Annotated in this window: 21 protein-coding genes; 12 read left to right on the top strand and 9 right to left on the bottom strand. The window is 54.7% G+C overall.

Annotated elements, in window-relative coordinates:
- Positions 1–26 precede the first annotated feature (26 nt).
- Together ABD931_RS07205 and ABD931_RS07200 are read left to right on the top strand one after the other, a co-directional pair.
- A complete protein-coding gene (locus ABD931_RS07205) occupies positions 27–2,468 on the top strand; it encodes an outer membrane beta-barrel protein (protein ID WP_345265431.1) in 2,442 nt (813 codons plus the stop codon).
- Positions 2,469–2,538: 70 nt separating this feature from the next.
- Positions 2,539–3,279 (top strand): hypothetical protein, encoded by a 741-nt coding sequence (locus ABD931_RS07200; protein WP_345265429.1) that lies wholly within the window; start codon positions 2,539–2,541, stop codon positions 3,277–3,279.
- A gap of 16 nt (positions 3,280–3,295) precedes the next feature.
- Here the strand turns inward: ABD931_RS07200 and ABD931_RS07195 are convergent, their stop codons facing one another.
- From ABD931_RS07195 to ABD931_RS07175, 5 genes are all read right to left on the bottom strand, one after another.
- Positions 3,296–3,922, bottom strand: a complete 627-nt coding sequence (locus tag ABD931_RS07195; RefSeq protein WP_345265427.1) for a DedA family protein — start codon at positions 3,920–3,922, stop codon at positions 3,296–3,298.
- A 113-nt stretch (positions 3,923–4,035) separates the two neighbouring features.
- Positions 4,036–4,887, bottom strand: coding sequence for a glycoside hydrolase family 16 protein (locus ABD931_RS07190; protein ID WP_345265425.1), 852 nt, complete (start codon positions 4,885–4,887; stop codon positions 4,036–4,038).
- A 63-nt stretch (positions 4,888–4,950) separates the two neighbouring features.
- The gene (locus ABD931_RS07185) at positions 4,951–5,388 is read right to left on the bottom strand and encodes a (4Fe-4S)-binding protein (RefSeq protein ID WP_345265423.1); all 438 of its coding nucleotides are present in this window, start codon (positions 5,386–5,388) and stop codon (positions 4,951–4,953) included.
- Positions 5,389–5,437: 49 nt separating this feature from the next.
- A complete protein-coding gene (gnd, locus tag ABD931_RS07180) occupies positions 5,438–6,346 on the bottom strand; it encodes a phosphogluconate dehydrogenase (NAD(+)-dependent, decarboxylating) (protein ID WP_345265421.1) in 909 nt (302 codons plus the stop codon).
- A 57-nt stretch (positions 6,347–6,403) separates the two neighbouring features.
- On the bottom strand, positions 6,404–7,531 hold the full coding sequence (locus ABD931_RS07175; protein WP_345265419.1) for an App1 family protein phosphatidate phosphatase: 1,128 nt from the start codon (positions 7,529–7,531) through the stop codon (positions 6,404–6,406).
- Between the two features lie 68 nt (positions 7,532–7,599).
- Between ABD931_RS07175 and ABD931_RS07170 the strand changes: the two genes are divergently transcribed.
- Positions 7,600–8,499: a diacylglycerol/lipid kinase family protein gene (locus tag ABD931_RS07170; protein ID WP_345265417.1), complete on the top strand. Its 900-nt coding sequence runs from the start codon at positions 7,600–7,602 to the stop codon at positions 8,497–8,499.
- A 26-nt stretch (positions 8,500–8,525) separates the two neighbouring features.
- On the opposite strand, the gene ABD931_RS07165 is transcribed toward ABD931_RS07170, so the two are convergent.
- Positions 8,526–9,368, bottom strand: coding sequence for a DUF2911 domain-containing protein (locus ABD931_RS07165; RefSeq protein ID WP_345265416.1), 843 nt, complete (start codon positions 9,366–9,368; stop codon positions 8,526–8,528).
- Positions 9,369–9,616: 248 nt separating this feature from the next.
- Between ABD931_RS07165 and ABD931_RS07160 the strand changes: the two genes are divergently transcribed.
- Positions 9,617–10,789, top strand: a complete 1,173-nt coding sequence (locus ABD931_RS07160; protein ID WP_345265414.1) for a baeRF7 domain-containing protein — start codon at positions 9,617–9,619, stop codon at positions 10,787–10,789.
- A gap of 56 nt (positions 10,790–10,845) precedes the next feature.
- Positions 10,846–11,112, top strand: a complete 267-nt coding sequence (locus ABD931_RS07155) for a hypothetical protein (protein ID WP_345265412.1) — start codon at positions 10,846–10,848, stop codon at positions 11,110–11,112.
- A gap of 29 nt (positions 11,113–11,141) precedes the next feature.
- Here ABD931_RS07155 and ABD931_RS07150 read toward each other — a convergent pair whose 3' ends face one another.
- A complete protein-coding gene (locus ABD931_RS07150; protein WP_345265410.1) occupies positions 11,142–12,548 on the bottom strand; it encodes an RtcB family protein in 1,407 nt (468 codons plus the stop codon).
- A 162-nt stretch (positions 12,549–12,710) separates the two neighbouring features.
- Here ABD931_RS07150 and rbsK point away from each other — a divergent pair, with 162 nt between their 5' ends.
- The 7 genes from rbsK to ABD931_RS07115 all read left to right on the top strand — a co-directional run bounded on the left by rbsK (position 12,711) and on the right by ABD931_RS07115 (position 18,130).
- Entirely contained in the window at positions 12,711–13,688 is a 978-nt protein-coding gene (rbsK, locus tag ABD931_RS07145) for a ribokinase (protein ID WP_345265408.1), read from the top strand.
- Positions 13,689–13,759: 71 nt separating this feature from the next.
- Positions 13,760–15,028 (top strand): hypothetical protein, encoded by a 1,269-nt coding sequence (locus ABD931_RS07140; protein ID WP_345265406.1) that lies wholly within the window; start codon positions 13,760–13,762, stop codon positions 15,026–15,028.
- Positions 15,025–15,441 carry a GRP family sugar transporter gene (locus ABD931_RS07135; protein WP_345265980.1) on the top strand — a complete coding sequence of 139 codons (417 nt, stop codon included), beginning with the start codon at positions 15,025–15,027 and terminating at the stop codon, positions 15,439–15,441. Before ABD931_RS07140 ends, ABD931_RS07135 begins: the two co-directional genes overlap by 4 nt.
- 74 nt (positions 15,442–15,515) lie before the next feature.
- Positions 15,516–16,178 carry a hypothetical protein gene (locus ABD931_RS07130; protein ID WP_345265404.1) on the top strand — a complete coding sequence of 221 codons (663 nt, stop codon included), beginning with the start codon at positions 15,516–15,518 and terminating at the stop codon, positions 16,176–16,178.
- 27 nt (positions 16,179–16,205) lie between these two features.
- Positions 16,206–16,649 (top strand): DMT family transporter, encoded by a 444-nt coding sequence (locus ABD931_RS07125; protein ID WP_345265402.1) that lies wholly within the window; start codon positions 16,206–16,208, stop codon positions 16,647–16,649.
- A gap of 73 nt (positions 16,650–16,722) precedes the next feature.
- Positions 16,723–17,307 carry a PD-(D/E)XK nuclease family protein gene (locus ABD931_RS07120; RefSeq protein ID WP_345265400.1) on the top strand — a complete coding sequence of 195 codons (585 nt, stop codon included), beginning with the start codon at positions 16,723–16,725 and terminating at the stop codon, positions 17,305–17,307.
- Positions 17,308–17,683: 376 nt separating this feature from the next.
- Positions 17,684–18,130 (top strand): hypothetical protein, encoded by a 447-nt coding sequence (locus ABD931_RS07115; RefSeq protein WP_345265398.1) that lies wholly within the window; start codon positions 17,684–17,686, stop codon positions 18,128–18,130.
- Between the two features lie 146 nt (positions 18,131–18,276).
- Here the strand turns inward: ABD931_RS07115 and ABD931_RS07110 are convergent, their stop codons facing one another.
- Positions 18,277–18,873: a PRC-barrel domain-containing protein gene (locus ABD931_RS07110; RefSeq protein ID WP_345265396.1), complete on the bottom strand. Its 597-nt coding sequence runs from the start codon at positions 18,871–18,873 to the stop codon at positions 18,277–18,279.
- Positions 18,874–18,926: 53 nt separating this feature from the next.
- On the bottom strand, positions 18,927–19,583 hold the full coding sequence (locus ABD931_RS07105; protein ID WP_345265394.1) for a hypothetical protein: 657 nt from the start codon (positions 19,581–19,583) through the stop codon (positions 18,927–18,929).
- Positions 19,584–19,742 lie beyond the last annotated feature (159 nt).

The raw sequence follows: 19,742 nt of genomic DNA, 5'->3' as shown, positions 1-19,742 counted from the left end.
CGTTTCACCACCATTCCTCTTTCGCCATGAACCTGTTTTTACCAACTGCCTGCCTGGGGCTGTTTGCCACGCTGAACACTACGGCTCAGTCTGTGCTGAGCGGCCAACTGCACGACACGAAAAACCAACCCCTGCCGTTTGCCGGTATTCTTCTGCTCCGCCTGCCCGACTCCACGTTTGTAAAGGGCGCCGTTAGTACCGAAAGTGGTCTTTTTGCCTTTGAATCCGTGAAAAAAGGACAATACGTAGTGGTAGCCACCTGCCTGGGGTACCGGAAAACAGTTTCGGCCCCTGTCAGCATCAGCGAGGGTATACCCGGCCTGAAGCTCGAAACGCTGGTAATGCCCCCGGAGGTGTATACGCTGGACGATGTTAAGGTACGCGCCCAAAAGCCCCTCTTTGAGCAGCAGGCCGACCGGCTTGTGGTTAATGTGCAGAACAGCATCGTTTCAGCCGGCGGCACGGCCCTCGACGTACTGGAGCGGGCACCGGGTGTTTCGCTCGACCGGCAGGAGAACAAACTCTCGCTGCATGGTAAAGCCACTGTCATGGTCATGATTAACGGTAAGCAGAACCGGATTCCCAAAGAAGCGCTGTTACAGCAACTGGCCGGCTTACCCACATCGGCTATTGAGAAAGTTGAACTGATCGCCAATCCTCCATCGCGTTACGATGCCGAAGGCGACGCCGGACTCATCAACATCATTTTAAAGAAGAACTCGGACGAAGGTCTTAATGGCACCTACACCTTCTCGGCCGGATATGGGTTTCGGGAGAAAATGCTCGCTTCCGGCATGCTTACCTACCGAACCGGCAAACTGGCCATTTACGGTGATTACGCCTATAATCTCGACCGTCTCTGGCAGCAATGGCAGTTTAACTGGCAACTCCGGCACGATTTGCCAACCGACGAACGCCAGACCCGTACGCTGGCAAACCGGCTGGCCGTACTGCCGGTCCATACCGTTCGGGGCGGGTTTGATTACAACCTGACATCCCGGCTCACGATTGCCGGGCTGGTATCCGGCTTCGACAGCCGCTGGGCTATGACCGCCCGGAGCAACGCCCAGTTTGTGCTTCCGTCCGGAGCGGTAAACAGTACCGTAACGACCGACGAAGTTAATCACTGGCAGCACCTGATGGGAAACCTGGGCGTACGCTACCAGACCGGCAAAACGGAACTAACGCTCGATGCCGATTATCTGCACTACACCAATAATCAACCCACTACGTACACCAGCGAGTACACCGCCGGTAATCCCGAGCCGATGGCCTTACCGGTTCAGATGAGCATCGGCAAGCAAACCCCTTTCGGGATGTGGGTCATCAAGACTGATATAGTCCGTCCGCTCCGGAAGGGCTGGAAAGCAGAAGCCGGCCTGAAAGCCAGCGTACTGACCCTGCGCAATACGGTAACCACCCATCGGCTTATATCGGGCAACTGGCAGTACGACTCGCTGTTCAGCCAGCGCACCAGTATGTCGGAGACCATCCTGGCCGGCTATGTATCGGTCAAAGGCCAATTGCCCGGCCGATGGCAGCTTCAGGCCGGTTTGCGCGGAGAAGCAACCCGAACGCTGCTGCTGTCGGACGAAACCATCCGGCTGGTCGACCGGCGCTACGCCAACCTGTTTCCCAGCGTATTTCTCACCCGCGACCTCACCAAACAGAGCAGCCTACAGGTATCCTACAGCCGCCGGATTACCCGGCCGCCTTACAAAGTGCTGGCGCCAACCATGATTTTTATCGGGCCTACTACCCTGAGAACCGGCAACCCGGGAATTCTCCCGACTCTGTCGGACGCCGTTCAAATAAACTACCGGTTTAAAGACGCTTACCTGCTGTCGGTCCGCTACTCGTTCGACCGCAACCAGTTTTTTGACTACCAGCCGCAGATCGACCGGTCGGACCCGCAGGTAGTCCGTCAGGTTTTCAACACCCGCAACATAGACCGGACCCATTCGGTAACGGGCACCTTTGCGCTGCCCTGGAGTCCGGTCCGCTGGTGGCAATCGCAAACGCAGGTGATGGCGGTCTGGCAACAAGCCTCAACGCAATACGAGGGTAGCCTGCTACAGTTCGGGCAGTTGTTCGGCCAATTGAACACCACGCATACGTTTACACTCTGGCCGGGAAGCAGCGCCGAACTGACCGCTTTTTACAATACCCCCAGCCAGACTATGGGCCTGTTCCGGCGCCGGGCGTTTGGCTCCGTAACGGTGGGCTGGCAGCAAAAGCTCAACAAACAGCGCAGCCTGCTCCGCCTGAGTATCAGCGATCTGTTCTGGACAAACAAACGGATTGGCACGTATAGTATTCCGGAGCAGGACATCCGGTCGTATACGGCGGTAGTTTACGAACCCAGGGTGGTGCGCCTGAGCTATACGCATAATTTTGGCAGTCAGACCGTAAAAGCCGCCGGACGGCGCAAAACCGGCTCGGAAGAGGAGCGCGAGCGGGCCAACTGAGTAGGGCTACCATTTTTCACGGCAGCCGTATTTTCGCAAAACCATAGCCTTATATTTGGGTTTTTCCAATATGCTGGCTCTTGCTTTATCAACATTTCTGCTGCCTGTTGCCAACGATTCAATGCCTCTGCCGGAACCCCGGCGCATAATCGCCGTTGCTGATTCCGGCCAACCGGCCGGCCGCCACCGGCCGCTCAGCCCGGCGTTTAACCTGGACTTTCGGGACTCATTCCTGCAACGTCAGCCGGTTAATATCTGGGGGGTTAATGCCGGCATTGAGTTTGGTGCCAAACGCCATCAGCTGACGCTGGGTTATTATTGGCTGGCGTATGCAACTTACCTGCGGCTGATCGACTGGCGACGCGATGCCGCCCGCCGGATCAATCTGGATTACTACACCCGTACCGATCTGTGGTTTGTGAGTATGCTGTACTGGTGGAACCTGGCCAACAACAAAAACTGGATGGTGAGCCTGCCCGTGGAGGTTGGCGGAGGAGTTGCCTATGCCCTCCCGCTTGACTTACAGCGCGATGTTCAGATTGACCGGACCCGGCGCGATTTCTTTGTGCCCGTGCAGGTGGGTGCCTATGGGCAGTGGCGGGCCTCCCGCTGGATTGGTTTTGGCGCTCAGGTCGGGTATCGCTACTCGGTTTTTCAAACCGACATCAACCAGAACTTCAATGGCGTGTACTACAGCGTTGGCGTAACGGTATATCCGGCCCTGTTTCTGGATGTCTGGCGGTGGCTGACCCGAAAAGACCGGATTTCACCCTTTAATCCACCCCAACCCCGAAAAACACCCCAAACCTGAACATGCCGATGCGTTATTATCGGGCGACCTGACGGAAGGGAAATCGTATTTTTAACCAGACCAGCAACTTAAACCGGATAGCCAGCCCAACCAGAACGGCTACGACGGCTACTCCCAGCAAGACAACTCCTATATGCTGCGTAATCACCTCAAAATGCTGCGTGATCACCTCGCCAAAATGGTAGCCGGCCAGACCAATACCTACCGCCCACAGCATAGTACTCACAGTGGCCAGCAGCAGGTAACGAGTAGAACTGACCTTACTCATGCCATAAACGACCGGAATAAGAGCCCGCAGCCCGTACATAAAGTGGTAGACAAGCAAAATACCGGTAGGATTGCGCTCGATCAGCCGGTGTACGCGTTCAGCGCGTTTCAATAAGGAGGGGCGCTTAGCCAGCCAGCGCTGCCCGGCCGACCGACCCAGCCAGAAGTAGGTAAAACTGGTTAGCGTGCTGCCCACAAAAGCCGCCCCAATCACAAACGGCAGAGACAGATACCCCTGGTTAGCGGCAACCGCAGCTGAAAGCAAAGCGGTTTCTCCTTCCAGCACAGAGCCAATCAACACCGCTACGTAGCCGTACTGCTGAAGCCAGACCTCAAAGGCCGATAAAATAAATAACGGACTCAATACCTCATTCATACCCCTCTGCCTTAAACCATCACTGACACCCTCCTCTATTATAACCGTCTCGCAGACTGAATGTTCTGTACAGCGGATTTACAATCGGCAGTAAAGCGGATTGCAAATCCGCTTTACTGATACACCCGCACGTAATCAACCTCAAAGCGGCTGGGGAAGGGGGTAGCAGCCGGGTCACCCCCGTTATCGCCACCAATGGCGAGGTTGAGCAGGATGTAGTGCGGCTGGCGGAAGGGATTGATGCCGGTACCATCCTGATTGATGGTTTCCGAGAGCCATACCGTGTTTAGCAGTTGATCGTCCACGTAGAGCCGGATGGCGGTTTCATCCCAGTCCATGCGCCAGACGTGAAACTGGTTGGACCAGTTGGGGCCGAAAGAAGCAAGGGGTGTTTTGGTGGTGCGCCATTCGGCTTTGTTCCGCTGGGCAGTACCCCAGGCTACATTGGCCAGCAGCATGCCCCGGTAGTATTCCATGATGTCGATCTCGCCGTTGGCCGGCCAGTTGCCCGATACGCCCAGCGTCCAGAAGGCAGGCCACAACCCGGATCGGGTATCAATACGCCCCCGCATCTCAAACCGGCCATACTGCCAGCTATGCAACCCTCGCGTGAGCAGACTGCTGGCTGTGTACTCAATGGCGAAGCGGCTGGTCTTCCAGTTGTCGCTGCCGGGCTGGTAATTGGGGTTCGGGCGTTGTTCGCGCCGGCCTTCAATGATGAGCAGGCCGTTTTCGCAGCGGGCGTTATCAGGCTGATACCACTGTAGCTCGCGGTTCCGGACAAATCCCCGCTCAAATGTCCATTTTGTCGGATCGGGCGGACCGTCGGTGTTGAATTCATCGGCCCAGACCAGTTTCCAGTCCGTTTTAGCGGGAGTGACCTGGGGCTGCTGGGCCTGCGCCCAACCGGCTATACAGATGGCCGTCAGCAGGAAGGCCCCATATAGACCGGAAGGTACAGTCATTGGCGTAAGACGCATGGGTGGCGGTATAATGCTTTTCCGGAAAAGCAACCGGAGTAAGCGCCTTTACTCGCTCTTAAATCCAATCTTCTGGTGGGTACCGTCGCAGTAGGGTTTGTTCCCGCTGCCACCGCACCGGCAGAAGGCTGTCACGTTGCTTTTGACAACCGCTTTACCGGATGGTTCTTTCACCCGCAGGTTACCGTACACCAGCAAGGGTCCGTTCGGCACCGCTTCCACAATGCTTTCGGCGGAGATATCCTCGGGACGCTGGGGCTGGTCGTTGCGGAAGTAGCTAAGCGCCTTCGAAGGGCAACGGTCTACCTGCTGGGCAACGCGCTCGGTGGTTGCTCCATCCATGTTGATCCACGGCCGCTTTTTCGGGTTGAATACCTCAATCAGCCCCGTCCAGCAGATCTTTGAGTGGATGCAAACCGCCGGTTTCCAGACTACGGTGATTTCGCCGTTGGTGTAGGTTTTGGTGATGTCTTCTGCCTGATCCATCGCTTACCTGCGTTTAAAACCAATTTTTATCGCCTAATACCGTTCTCCCCTACTCCTTATCCACCGACTTCTCCACCGCGTGACCACCAAACTCGTTCCGCAGGGCGGCCACCACTTTACCCGAGAAGGTATCCTCCTGCAGCGACCGATAACGCATCAGCAGCGATAGCGCAATTACGGGCGTCGGCACACCCAGGTCGAGCGCCGTTTCCAGCGTCCACTTGCCTTCGCCGGACGAGTGCATTACGCCCCGGATGCTATCCAGTTTGGGGTCTTTGGAGAAGGCGCTATGCGTCAGTTCCATGAGCCAGCTCCGGACCACCGACCCGTGGTTCCACACCTTCGCTACGGCTTCATGGTCAATGGGGAACTGGCTTTTTTCCAGCACTTCAAAGCCTTCAGCAATGGCCTGCATCATGCCGTATTCGACGCCGTTATGCACCATTTTGGTGAAGTGGCCGCTACCCGCCGGTCCCGTATGCAGGTATCCGTTCTCGACCGAAATCTGCTGAAACACCGGCTCTACTTTTTCGACAACCTCCCGGTCGCCACCAATCATGGTGCAGGCTCCTTCCAGGGCACCGCTGGTCCCTCCGCTGGTGCCGCAGTCGATGAAGCCCACGCCCAGTTCTTTTAATTGCTGATACCGACGAATGGAGTCCTGGTAGTGGGAGTTGCCGCCGTCGATGATAATGTCACCAGCCTGCAAAAAAGGCAGCAGTTGCTCGATAACTTTATCTACCAGCGGCCCGGCCGGGATCATCAGCCACAGAATGCGGGGAGCCGGCAAGGCGTTATAGAGGGCCTCCAGCGTATTGACGCCCTGTGCGCCTTCGGCTTTGATGTCGGTCACTAAGGTTTCGTTGATGTCGTACCCGACAACCTCATGGTTATGTCGCAGCAAATTCAGAACAAGGTTGAAGCCCATTTTACCCAGGCCGATAAATCCGATGTGCATAGTGTAGGGATGGTGATTAGTATAATATGATGAGGCAAAGTAATCGGAAATTTTTTACTAATCCGTACGGACCGGGCTTAAGGCGGCCGCATTTGATGTAACAATTTCGTCGGCCAGACCAATACGCCGGGTATGTTCCATAGCTTCGGTACTGTGTTTGAAATAGCAGACGGCCACACCGGCGGCTTCAATTTGTGTCATAAATCCTTTTGTTCGCCCGATATGCGCTGCTTTCACCTGCCGGATATACACGCATAAGATCTGGTGCGGAAAATGGGAGACAATAGACGCGTAGATATTGGGGTCCTCCTGGGTATCGTCGCCCAGCAAAACAAATTTCAGCTTAGGATACGACAGCAGAATCCGGGCAATGCGGGTAAATTTGGTAGCGTGTTTGTTCTGCCCGGTTTTCAGAATCTCACTAAACCGCTTCAACTGGTTGAGCAGGTATATGCCGGACGGTAAGCCGTTTTTCTCCGAGAATCCCAGAATGTAATCGTACAGGTTCCACTCACTGCTCGATACGTAAAAGAAGGGATTGGGAGCCTGCACAATGGTTCCCGCATGCGACAGTATCCGGTAGTGCTCCACCACCCCGTCGAACGGGTCACGGCTGTGGGCATTTTCCGTCAGCAGCACCTGCAGGCGCTTTAATTTGGTGGCCGAGTGCGAAATCAGAAACGTATCATCGATGTCGGAGATACAACCGTACTGCGTTGGGTGCGGTACATACACGGCACCGATACAGCGGGCAATGACCGCGTCGGCCGACCACCGGTCAGGTGCCTTGTCCAACCATTTCCGACCGTCGGCATAGGGCGTATTTTCCGCCAGCAACTCCACCGTTATGGCGTGCCAGCCGGGATTCATGGGCGTTTGGGGGGTCCACTCCAGGTTAAAATAGCCATCTTTGTCGGCCTGTCCCTGAATGTCCTGCCCTACCCAGCATACCCGCACGGTAGCGTTGGGAATGGGCCGTACGATAAATAGCCGCAGCAGGGCCAGGGTATTTGTCAGCACATTGTTTCTAAACTTTTTACGGGGCAATGGGCTTAAACTAAACACATGCCCATGCACCATCAGCTTATCGGCATGACCGTAGCCCCGGTAAACTTTTATTTCGGGCTGGTCGGTCAGGTGTAACCAGCCTAAGATTTTCTGCTTCCACGTATCTTTCCGGCTCATTCTTTGTTTACTGTTTGTCGACCAGACAAGTTTGATGAATTTATCAATTGGTACTCATAGCTGATAACATGCAGCCCCCCCAGAAGTTAAAATTATTGTTTGCGATTAACCCGGTATCCGGCGGCCAGTCAAAGGAAAGCTGGGAGGAATCAATCAAAACGTATTGCGAAGACCGGCCGCACGAGCTGAATCTGCTTATGCTGAACGGTGAGGACGACGAGGACCGGCTCACGCAGGAAATTGAAACATATAAGCCCGACCGGGTTGTAGCCGTGGGTGGCGACGGCACCGTCAAGATGGTAGCGGAGCGACTGCTTAACCGGAATATTCCCCTGGGCATTTTGCCCGCGGGTTCGGCCAACGGCATGGCCCGCGACCTCGCCCTGCCGACCAATGCGGAAGAGGCCCTGAATGTGATCGTGAACGGCCGCGTCCAGCCCATCGACCTGATCTGCGTGAACGACAAAGACCTGTGCCTGCACCTGAGCGACATTGGTCTGAACGCCCAACTGGTCAAGTACTACCACGACAACAACTGGCGGGGTAAGCTGGGCTACGCCCGGGGTGTTTTGCGAGTGCTGCTACGGAAACGGCCCATGAACGTGGAGATTTCGACCGCAAAGGGCATGATGCGCCGGGAGGCCTTTATGGTGGCCCTGGCCAACGCCCGGATGTACGGCACCGGGGCCGTTATCAACCCCGAAGGTGATGTGTCCGACGGGTATTTTGAGGTAATCATCATCCGCCAGTTCTCCTGGCCCGAGTTCCTGAAAATGTTCTGGCGCTACCGCCCCTTCGACCCGAAAAAAATCGAGGTCTTTCATGCCAAATCCCTGACCATCGAAACCCGTAAACGAGCGTATTTCCAGATCGACGGCGAATACCGCGGCCTTATCAAACGCCTGGATGCCCGCATTCTGCCGGGGCAGTTACAAGTGATGCTGCCGCAGGAAGAAGAGGAGGTTTGATCTTGTTTTTTTATGACGGTAAAACCCTACATCTTACAATCGGCCAGAATCTTCTGGTGATTCTTGATGTAGGCATCATCGCCCGCTTTCTGGGCGAGTTCGAGGCCCTGCTGGGCGTCGGTCCGGGCCGCTTTGCAGTCGCCCATTTTGGCGGCAATCTTGGCCCGCAGGTAATACGTCCAGTACTGCTTGTCTTTGTCGACTACCTTGTTGGCCCAGGCCAGGGCCTGCTTCATGTCGCGGTTGGTCTGGTAGTAGTAGTCGGCTGCGGCAAAATAAATTCCGGTGCCGGCCTCGGGTTTGGCAGTCTGCTCCTGAATCTGGGCCATGATGCGGGCGTCCGGGTCGTGCTTCACCGGAATGGTTACCCGCGTAGTTTCCCACTGTAGCGCCAGGTTGGCCGTTGTCGGGCTGAAGTCGGTAAACGCAATGGTAAAGTATTCGACGGGAGACGTCAACCGCTCCGGCTTCACCGTAAAGCGCATGACGTCGTTTTCGGGCTTGTAGTTGAACGCGCCAAACGCATTGGCGTCTTTATTGAGGATGATGGTCCACTCATTGGCGTTCGGAATGGTGTAGATCCCATAGCTGCCGGCCGGCAGTTTCTGGTTGTTCACCATGACCTCATCGGAAACGGTCAGTTTGGTAATCATATTGGCACCGGTGCGCCAGACTTTTCCGTACGGCACCTGGTCACCAAACATCTTCCGGCCTTTCAGCGCGGGGCGGCTGTAGTCGACCGTTACCTTAGCCAGACCAACCGTCTGGGCTACCGTAGCCGCCGGGCTGGCAGCGGGCGTAGTAATCTGGGCCTGCGCGAACGAGATTAGTGAAAGGAACAGCGCGGCACTGAACACAAGCTTCTTCATAGGCGAATTGGACGCAATCGGACGAATGAGAAATAATGCCGGGAGCACCCGGTGGTGATACATTTAGCCCTCAATATTCGGCATTCATCCGGCATTTTCCAACACTGTTTACCCACCCCGTAAATGGTCCCTACCTGTATATGGCAGAGACTCCATGCCACCCCGGCAGCAGTAGCTACTTACAACAAATTGCAAAACAGCCGGTTAGTAAGGCATGAGGTTACTATTGACTGTAAAAACATGCCACTATGAACACACTGGATTTAAACAAGCAGAAGATTCTGGAACTGGCCGACCAGGCCAATCATCACTGCATCTCTATTTATCTGCCCACCCATCGTAAAGGCTTTGAAGTCAACGAGGGGTACGATACCCTCCGGCTCAAAAACCGGATTCAGGAACTTCGGCTGCTGCTTCCTGAGCGCGGGCTGAAAAGCAATGAGATTGCCGATTTGCTGAAACCCATTGAAGCCTTACTCGACGACTGGGTGTTCTGGCGCTACCAGTCCGAAGGGCTGGCCATCTTCCGCAATCAGGATTATTTTGAGTTTTTCCACAGCCCGGTTGCTTTTGAGGAACACATGGAGGTGAGCCAGCGGTTTAGTATCAGGCCGGTGCTGCGGTTTGCCCAGCCACCCCGTCAGTATCACCTGCTGCACCTGGGCAAAAACGGCTGCAAGCTCTTTAAAGCCGATGAGTTTTTTATCCGCGAAGTCGAAACCGGTCATCTGCTGCCGGAGGGCATTGAAGAAGTGACGCAGTACTACGATTTTGAAGAGCAGTTGCAGGAACGCACCCGTGCCCGCGCAACCGCCGGGGCCGTGTACCGCAGCGACGATGCCAGCCTGGTGAACAAAGAGAAAGATCACCTGCTGGCCGATTATTTTCGGATGGTGGATGAAAGCCTCCGCCCTATTCTGGAACCCGACAACCTGCCGCTGGTTGTGGCGTCGGTCGAATACCTGCAGCCGATCTACCGGCAGGTCAATACCTATCCGCACCTGCACGAAACCGGCCCAACCGGTAATTTCGACCATACGCAGCCCGGTGAACTCCACCAGATGGCCAACGAACTGCTGGGCGATTACTTTGTGGGTATCCGCGATAAACGCGTAACGCAGTACCAGAACAGCAGCGGCAACGACCGGGTGTCTAAAGACATTAGACACATTCTGGAAGCCGCCGTTACCGGCCGGATCGATACGCTGTTTGTGCGGCAGGACGCTCAGATCTGGGGTCATTTCGATGAGCAGACCCTACAGGCCACCCTCCACGATGAGCAGCAGGCGCAGGATGAAGCGCTGATCGACAAAGTGGCCCTGCTTACCCTCCGCAACGGGGGCGAGGTGTACCTGATGGAACAGGTAGATCTGCTGCCCGATCAGGAAAATCTGAAGGTAACGGCCCTTTATCGCTTCTAACCGAAAACAAAACGGCCCTTTCCGGTTTTATAGAGAACAACGAAACCAACAACGTTATGGCAAATCAGGAAAACGAAGACAAAGAAGACATCATCCGTGCCAAGCAGGCGATCTCGCCTGATGGTTTAGCCGATCGGTCAGGAGCCGACTTACCCGGTTCAGAACTCCCCGAGGAGGACATTCCCGATCTGCCGCCCAACGAATACGAAGATAAATACATGACCGGCGACAGCATCGGCGAAAACGTTCGTGAAATGAACCCCAACCGCAACCGCGACGGCAAACCCGACCTGGACAAGCCGGCTTACGGGGGTGGGCATTAACGAAAAAGGCAGCTTTGCTGCCTTTTTCGTTATTTATCATCCATGCGGACGATTTTGGGGGTGAAGGTGCCGACGACATCGACCAGGTCGCGCTGGAAGGCCATGACCTGGTTGATGTCTTTGTAGACCATAGGCGCTTCGTCGAGCCCTCCGCCCAGGAGGGTGATGCCGTTATGTTTCAGCACGTCGTTGACCTGGTTCCAGGTAATGCTGTTTTTGGCCGCAGCCCGCGACATCCGGCGACCGGCCCCGTGCGCGGCCGAATCCAGCGACGTAGGCTCTCCCCGCCCCCGCACAATAAAGCCGGGATGTGTCATGGAGCCGGGAATAATGCCCAGGACACCCTTGCCGGCCGGGGTAGCGCCTTTGCGGTGAACAATCAGTTCTCGCCCTTCATGCTGCTCTTTCCAGGCAAAATTATGGTGGTTCTCCACCAGGGCTATTGGGTTTTCGCCCAGCGCCCGGCCTACCTTGCGGTGAATCTGATGGTGGCAGGCGGAGGCATAATCGCCGGCCAGGTTCATGCAGGCCCAGTACTCCTGCCCGTCGGCCGAATCCAGATCCAGCCAGGCCAGGTGTTTGGCTTCGCGGGGCAGCGGGGTGCGGTACATGGCCACTTTTGTGAAATGATCGGCAATGCTGGCCCCCAGGCCCCGCGAGCCCGAATGCGACAGCAGGGCCAGGTACCGGCCGGGTGGCACAGCAAACCCGTTTTTTTCGTCGGTGATCTCCACCACCCCAAACTCCACAAAGTGATTGCCCGAGCCCGACGAGCCGATCTGTCGCACCGCTTTAGCGTGCAAACCGCGCAGCAGCGGAATCTCTTTAAATTCTTTGCGGGCCAGCACCTCATCATCCATCGGTTTGGGAAATTCCCGCCCGGCCCCGAACAAAGTCTCGCGCTGAAGAATGTTTTTCAGCCGGCTGGTTTCACTGTAGAGCCTATGCTCCGGCAGGTCATACAGGGTGAGGCACATGCGGCAGCCAATATCGACTCCTACCCCGTACGGGATAACGGCGTTTTCGGTTGCCAGTACGCCACCGATGGGTAAGCCGTACCCCTGGTGAGCATCGGGCATGAGGGCACCGGCGGTAGCTACAGGCAGGCGCATAGCGATTTCCATCTGGTTGATGGCCCCGGTTTCAATATGGTCCGCGCCAAAGACGGTATATTCTTTGCGCGATTCACTGAGCGGTATTTCATCGGGACCGGCTTTGGGTTTTGGTACGAGTTCGGCCGCAATTTTTCCCAAAGTCGGGTTTTTCAGGTAATCACCGGGATTTTCGCGGACTTTCTCCAGCAGTTCCAGGGCTTCCGACGGTTTGGAATGTTTAAAATGCTGCTGCATCACCTGTAGCGCAATGCTGATGACCTTGCCTTCCGGGTAACCAATACGCCGGAGGTCTTTGCCGGTGAGGTTATGTGTTCTGCCCATGTTTCCTGCAATTGAGTACTATCTAATACGCGGCCGGGCAAAAATGTTTAGGCTACCCCTGGTTGAGACCGTTCCGGAGCTTGTGGTCTAGGTAAATTTTGCTTACTTAGGCGTCGTTAACCATACGAAACAGCAGGGCTTTTCAACCATTACGCATTGTTTATGCCTGGTCAGATTCTGGTGGTCGGTAGTTCGAATACCGACATGGTCGTAAAAACCGAAAAGCTACCCGCCCCCGGCGAAACCGTGCTCGGCGGCACCTTCCTGATGAACCCCGGTGGCAAAGGAGCAAATCAGGCCGTAGCGGCCGCCCGGCTTGCCGGAATAAGCAGCCGTAGCGCGGTTACGTTTGTAGCCAAAGTAGGCAGGGATCTGTTTGGCGAGCAGGCCATCCGGCAGTTTGCCGAGGAAGGCATCCGGACAGCCCACATGGTCACCGACCCGGACGAACCTTCAGGCGTCGCCCTCATCAACGTTGATGCCCGGGGCGAAAATACGATTACGGTTGCTTCGGGGGCTAACGCCAACCTGCAGCCCGACGAAACCGACGCAGCTCTGGAAGCCACCGAACCCGACACCATCGTGCTGCTGCAACTGGAAACACCTATAGAGACGGTGGAGCACGTGATCCGGCGCAGCTACGAACGCGGCCTGCGGGTAATTCTGAACCCCGCCCCCGCCCGACCGCTGCCGTTTGGCCTATATCCCTTTCTGCACCTGATTACCCCCAACGAAACCGAAGCCGGCCTGCTCACGCATACGGAGGTCACCGACGAAGAAACCGCCGGTATTGCCGCCCGGCGACTGCGGGCGCTAGGCGTTGCCAACGTCATTATCACCCTGGGCCGTAAAGGCGTTTACCTGCATACCGAAGCGCTATCTACGATTATTCCGGCTCCGGCCGTTACTGCCCTGGACACAACTGCCGCCGGCGACTGCTTTAACGGTGCCCTGGCAGTAGCGCTGTCTGAAGGGATGCCCCTGCCCGATGCAGCCGCCTTCGCCTGTCAGGCTGCATCGCTCTCCGTTACGCGCCTGGGTGCCCAGGCCAGTATGCCCACGCGGGCGGAACTGGAACGTATCGACGGTGAGCCGTCAACACAGGTTCTACCTGTAAACGAGGAGCGTAACACGGAATAGAATATGGATAACCGGAATGAAATTCCGGTTTACAACAGCACAAATAACCGGAATGAAATTCTGGTTCACCTATGTCAAAAGCTCTTCTATTTTTCCTGTTCATGACGGCGGCCCAGGCCCAGAAGGCCCCGGTCATGCACCCCGACCCGCAGGGAGCGCTGGCGGTATACCGGCAGAACCTCGCCTTGCTACGGCAGGAATATACCCGGCAGCGGGAGTTGCCGGATTTACCGTTTTTCCTGTTCGGGATGGGCAACCGGACCAAGCTGATTTACCAGCAGGGCCGGCTGGTAGAAGCCCTTACCGGTCATATAGTGGAGCAGTGGCGGGTGCAGCAGGCCCTGATCGTGCCGTCGGAATACCTGGTTCACCTGACGCTGATGGACAGTACCACCGTTCAGCTCCGGGAAGACGAAACCGGCGTCTGGATGTATCAGCCGGGCAAGGCTCCCCAACTGGTCAAAGGCACTCGCAGCCGTATCTCCCTACCCGCTTTTTCGGATAAGAAATATGGGCCGGTACTGCGGGTGCTGCACCACGAAGTACTGATTAACGTAATTGGCGGCAAACCGGTACCCAACTTTCTGGTATACGCCACACCTTGGTTCCGCGATGCTGCGCTAATGGGCATGGTGATGCAGCAGACCAGCAACCTGCACCTGATCCGAGACTGGATCCTGAAAATCCGCGACCCGTTCGACCGGAACAATCACGGTATCAGCGAACCCGACAACCTCGGGCAGGTGCTGTATCTGGTATCTCTCGTCTCGGACCAGAAACATCCGGCAGTGAGGATGGTGCTCGACTCCGTACAGCGGTTTTCCAAACCCTTCCCGGCCGGCCCAGCCGACACTGTAACCGTCAGGTCGGTTTCTCAACCCTCCCCGGCTTCCCTGTCGCCACAAGCGCTGTACCTCACCGGCCAGACCGACTACGCCGAACACCCGGTTTATCAGACCAAATGGCTGAAATTTGGAATGCAATCGCTTGGCCTGCCCGACTCGTTTTCTATTCCGAAAGTATACGACAGTTACTCCGCCCTGTTCTGGTGGGCCTATACTGACCAGCATGTTCCGGGCAAAGAATTTGACGAGGGCTCCGGCAAAAACTACCCGTATCTGGTGTGGGCCGAAGACCATTTCAACCGGCGTACCGGTACCCCCACCCGGCGGGGTCTGGTGGGTAATTTAAGTTATCCGCTATCGTGGGAGCAGCAGGCCAGTAATGCCAGGTATGCCGGTATGACCATTCTGGATAAAAGCCTGATGAAGCAAAAGCTCAGCTTCCCCCACACCTGGCATGCCGCCGAAATGTTTTTATTTTTAGCTGATAGTCAATAGCCGTTAGTAGTGCCTGTTTATGCGAACGACTATCGATAACCTCTAACCGCTTATGTTTACCATCCAAACCGGTAGGCATCGGGCTGGCGCTGGCCATCGGGTTGATGGTAAATTACCTGGGCTCGCCGGTTGGCTACACCAACTATTTCCGGGGTAATCGGCGCAGTCATCTGATGGGCATTATTGGGGGTATTGTCTGGTGCATAGGTATGTCGTTCAGCATCATGGCGTCCGGCAAGGCGCGCCCGGCCATTTCGTATGGGTTGGGGCAGGGGGCTATCGTCGTGGCTGCCCTATGGGGTATTTACCTCTGGCACGAGTTCCGTAACACCCCCAAAGGCATTCATACGCTGCTCAACCTGATGCTCCTTTGTTACGATGTCGGTCTGGGCCTGATTATTGCCGCCCGATAGGCAATATTTTACAACCCGAAACCAGGTTTTGCCTTCAATCGCGTAAATTTGACCTCTTGCATTAAGCTTTATTCATGAATTGGCTTGTCCAAACGTTTCTCTTCGTTTTGCTTTCTTTGGTCGCTTTTGCCCAACCGGTCATCATCAACGCCCCCGCCGACGACCACCTGGAGCCTGAGGCCGGTTACTTTGCCGATTTTAACTTCAGACACGAGTACTACCCACATATTCGCAACCTGCTACTCAAAAACCTGAGTCAGAACCCGGTAGCGCGGGTGTTGGTGCTGCCCACCTTTGCGCCTGAGTACGTAATCTCTATCGAAAAAGATAAGCGGTGGGATACTTACTTCCTGATTTGTGCCGAAGCCAGGGAGAACATCTTTCAGCAGCCGGCCAAAGAAGGTATAGAGGTGGTGGTGCGCCGTATTCAGCTTCCAAAGGACCTGGCGCTGCAGCTCAACAAACTGTTTATGACGGCTATTGGGCAGGTCAGCTACCGGCGCAATCAGGCGTGGGGGGTCGATGGCACTACCTTTCATTTCACGGCATACAACGTGGGTGAGGGCGTCCGGAGTGGCTGTACCTGGTCGCCCCAGCGGGGTTCGCGCATGCACGACCTGGTACAGGTAACACAGCTACTTCAAAAAATGGCAACCGCCAAAGAAAACAGTCCGATTGCTCAGGAATTAGCCGTTCGCTGTGAGAACCTGATGAAACGAATCAGCGTTACACCTTAATAAACAGGCTGTTGTTTACCCTCCTCTATGCTTTACATGTATTTTCTGCTCGCTTTCCTGACCGGCATTGCCAACAGTACGCAGTCGGGTGTTAACTCTCAGCTTCGTCAGGGCCTTGCCAATCCGATTATGGCGGCCATCGGCTCCTTCGGAGTTGGTTTTCTGACCCTGATGGGCATTCAGCTGCTCACTGGTAACGCCACGCCATCGCTGGAGACGGTCCGCAGCATCAGTTGGTGGAAGTGGACGGGTGGTCTGCTGGGTGCCTTTTATGTCACCACCGTGATCTTCACCGTGCCGCGCATCGGAGCCGCCAGCCTGCTCAGCCTCAGCATTGCCGGCCAGCTACTAGCCGCTGTTCTGTACGACCATTACGGCTACCTGGGTTTCCCGCTCCACCCCGCCAATGTTTGGCGCGTGCTTGGCGTAGTACTGATAATTATGGGCGTAGTGCTGGTGGTGAGGAATTAAGAGTTAAGAATTAATGCTTGCGCAAGCTTTTTAACTCTTAATTCATAACTCTTAACTCTTAACTAAAAAAAGTATGGACATCCGCTATCGTATCTACCCGACGCTGCTGAATGTGTTCTCGCGGTACCTGCGCGGGGGTGGCCTGACTGTGCAGGAACTGCTGGATACGATAAATCGGGTACCGGCACCCACCACGGCCGCGCAGGAGCGGGGCGTTTCGTTTGAAGCAGCCGTGATTAAGGGCGAGGACGAAGAGCGGTTTGATCCGGTGATTTTGCAGAAGGTTCGTAAGCTTCTCCCCCGCCCCATTGTAGAAACACAGGTCTACTGCCAGTGGCAGATCGATGATGTTTTATTTTACGGCTATGTTGACCTGATCGGCAAGTTTAAGGCGGTCGACATCAAGACCACGGCCTCGTATCAGCCACAGCGCTATCTGTTTAACCACCAGAACCTGTACCTCCACGCCCTGAAAAAGCGGGGTATCAAACTGATGGAGTACGTCATCACCGACTTCACCGATGTCTATGTGGAGAGTTATCCGCTTACTCACCCTATTGAGAAGCAACTGGAAGAGATCCGGCAGTTTAAACAGTTTCTGGACGAACATAAAGACCTGATCACGGATCAGAAGATCATGGTGCGGGAAGAGCCATAGCCGCCTGTTGCCGGCCGCCCTGTTTGCCCGTCTACCTATATTTATATCCTTTTTTTAGCAATCTACTATCACCGACTGGACCGAAGTTATTCCCGTTCCGGACAACTGCGTACTAAACATCCACCAACTGCTGGCCGACTAGAATAGTAGCTGCTAAGCGCTCTCTGCCTTTAATCTGTTGCCCCAATAAGTTACTGATATTTAAATTCGATAAATTACTTGTTAAAAATAACATAAAATATCTATATTTAGATCTTAATTTAATGGGCGTACATGCTGTCCGGTTGCTGACCCCTACAGAGTGTAGCCGGATTCATTGCTGTAAATGTAAAAATTAACACTATTTCAGTTTTTGATTTCTTACCAGGCTATCAGTATGAGCTCGGAGCAAGTAGTAATCAAACCCCCATTTACGACTCGTTTCTTTATTGAGGATCAGGATAACAGGTTACGTACCTTACGGTTTCAGTACACCAACAGCATCCATATGATCCGCTTTGAAGTAGGGGATTTTGTGTGGTTACCAACCTGGCGGGAGGTGCCTTTGCAGGAGCGCTACCAAGTAATCCGGGTTGTTTTTTCACTAGAGTTGGTCGATAAAGATGACCCGCAAAGTTCTATCTTCACGCATCAGAGCATTTATATCGTACCGGCCTCCGTAACTGATCAGGACCAATACACCTACGACCAGTACATCATGAGTCCGAATGAGGTTTTTACCAGTATTCCTACCGAGCACAGTACGCCTATTATCGTACCGATTGCCCGCTGGAAACCGGCTTCTACCATCATTAAAAACCTAACTAATCCGTTTCAGTCCTGAGCCGGCGGGTCGGTATCCGGCTACAGAGTACCAGCAGCGCTTTTTTGAAACGCCACCAGCCCTGAATGGGCCAGGAAACCTACCCACCTGACAACCAAAAAGCGTCTGCGCCCGAAGCGCAGACGCTTTCCCGGGCGATAAAGACCTTACCTTACCCGGCGGTTCTGGTATAGGAAGTTTTCGTTAAAACAATCCTGGTTATAGAAATTTTCATCCTCGTTTTTGTCGTAGGCGATGATCGGGTCATCCTGATTACCCGTTGTCTGATCACCATGAGCACCGGTTGTGGTTCCGGTTGAGGTTGTCGGCTTGTTCCGGTATGCGCCGGTATAGTAATCTACAACCGACCGCTCATAGTCTCTGGTAATGACACGGCCGGTTGAGCGGGGGTAATGACGTACTTCGTCGGTAGTCGTGATACGGTCGACATATACATCATCATCGTCTTCGTCCAGTCGGGCGGCTCCCACCGGCACCAGCAGGTGCATGTCTGTGCCGTCGCTGTTTGCCTGATACTCATTGTCCAGTTCCAGGTCAATATACCGCACCTTTTCGGCAACCGTATCCACCACCAGGTCTTTTACCCGCCCAATGGTTTTACCGTCTCTGCTTTTAACTTCCCAACCCCGGATGTCGGCGCTGTGATCGGCAACTTTATAATCGTCCAGTTCATTGAGCCGGTACAGGGTACTACCCACCGAACCCCGATTTTCCTGATTATTCCAATCTTTATGTTCTGCCATGACTTTATCAGTTTTGAGGTGACAAATTTGTTTACCTGCTTACGGGTATGCGGTTAACTACCCAGATTTCGGCTCATTTTCTCCAGTACATCAGCCGATTCGCGGAAAACATCTTTTACTTTGTTCTTCTGATCCAGCGTGAGGGTATTGGTATCCATCTGCTCAACCGCCTGCCGGACGCTGGCCACATCCCCGTTCAGGTTAGGAAACGAGCTTTGCTGCAACTCGTCAAACACATCGACAGAAGCCTGAAACGCCCGTTTTATCTTATCGGCATGCTGGGTGCTTTCCCAGTTGTCGGTAATATCATTGGCCATAGTGCGCATCCGACTCAGCTTGTTGTCGACTTGCTGCCTATTTACATTCGGTGCCTTAAGGGACACGGCCGCCAGGGCATCGGCCAGGTTCATAAGGCCCGTACGGGTAAACTGATGATCTAATCCCATTTCGCCCTGCACAGATATAGACGTTGCCCAATCGACATACGACCGCACGGCTGGTGCCATTGTCCCTGTTGTGGTTACGTCTTCAGTTGCGTAGGCATTACTGGTCCCGACCCGTTGCTCGGTATTATCCGTAACAGCCACCTCGTCCCGGGTATTATCGCGTGGCCAGAAAATAAACGCCAGTACTGCTATCAGAAGCAGTAGTCCCAGAAGCCAGGGCCACACCGTGCCCCCACTCTTCTTCTCAATATCAATATTCGCCATAACGTTGGAAAATTTAGTTAAACACTAAGCACCCTTCGCTTCTCTCCCGCAGCCATGTGCCTGTCACTACGGGTAGTTATGGCGGCAAAGGACCGGCTTACATCTTAGAGTGGGCTTAGAATCAAATTAAAATTTCGTTTAAGCAACCTGGGAAAGTAA

The sequence above is a fragment of the Nibrella viscosa genome (assembly GCF_039541875.1).
Taxonomy (GTDB): Bacteria; Bacteroidota; Bacteroidia; order Cytophagales; family Spirosomataceae; genus Nibrella; species Nibrella viscosa.
Note: the sequence above shows the minus strand (reverse complement) of the source record. Positions and strands in the feature narration are given on the sequence as shown.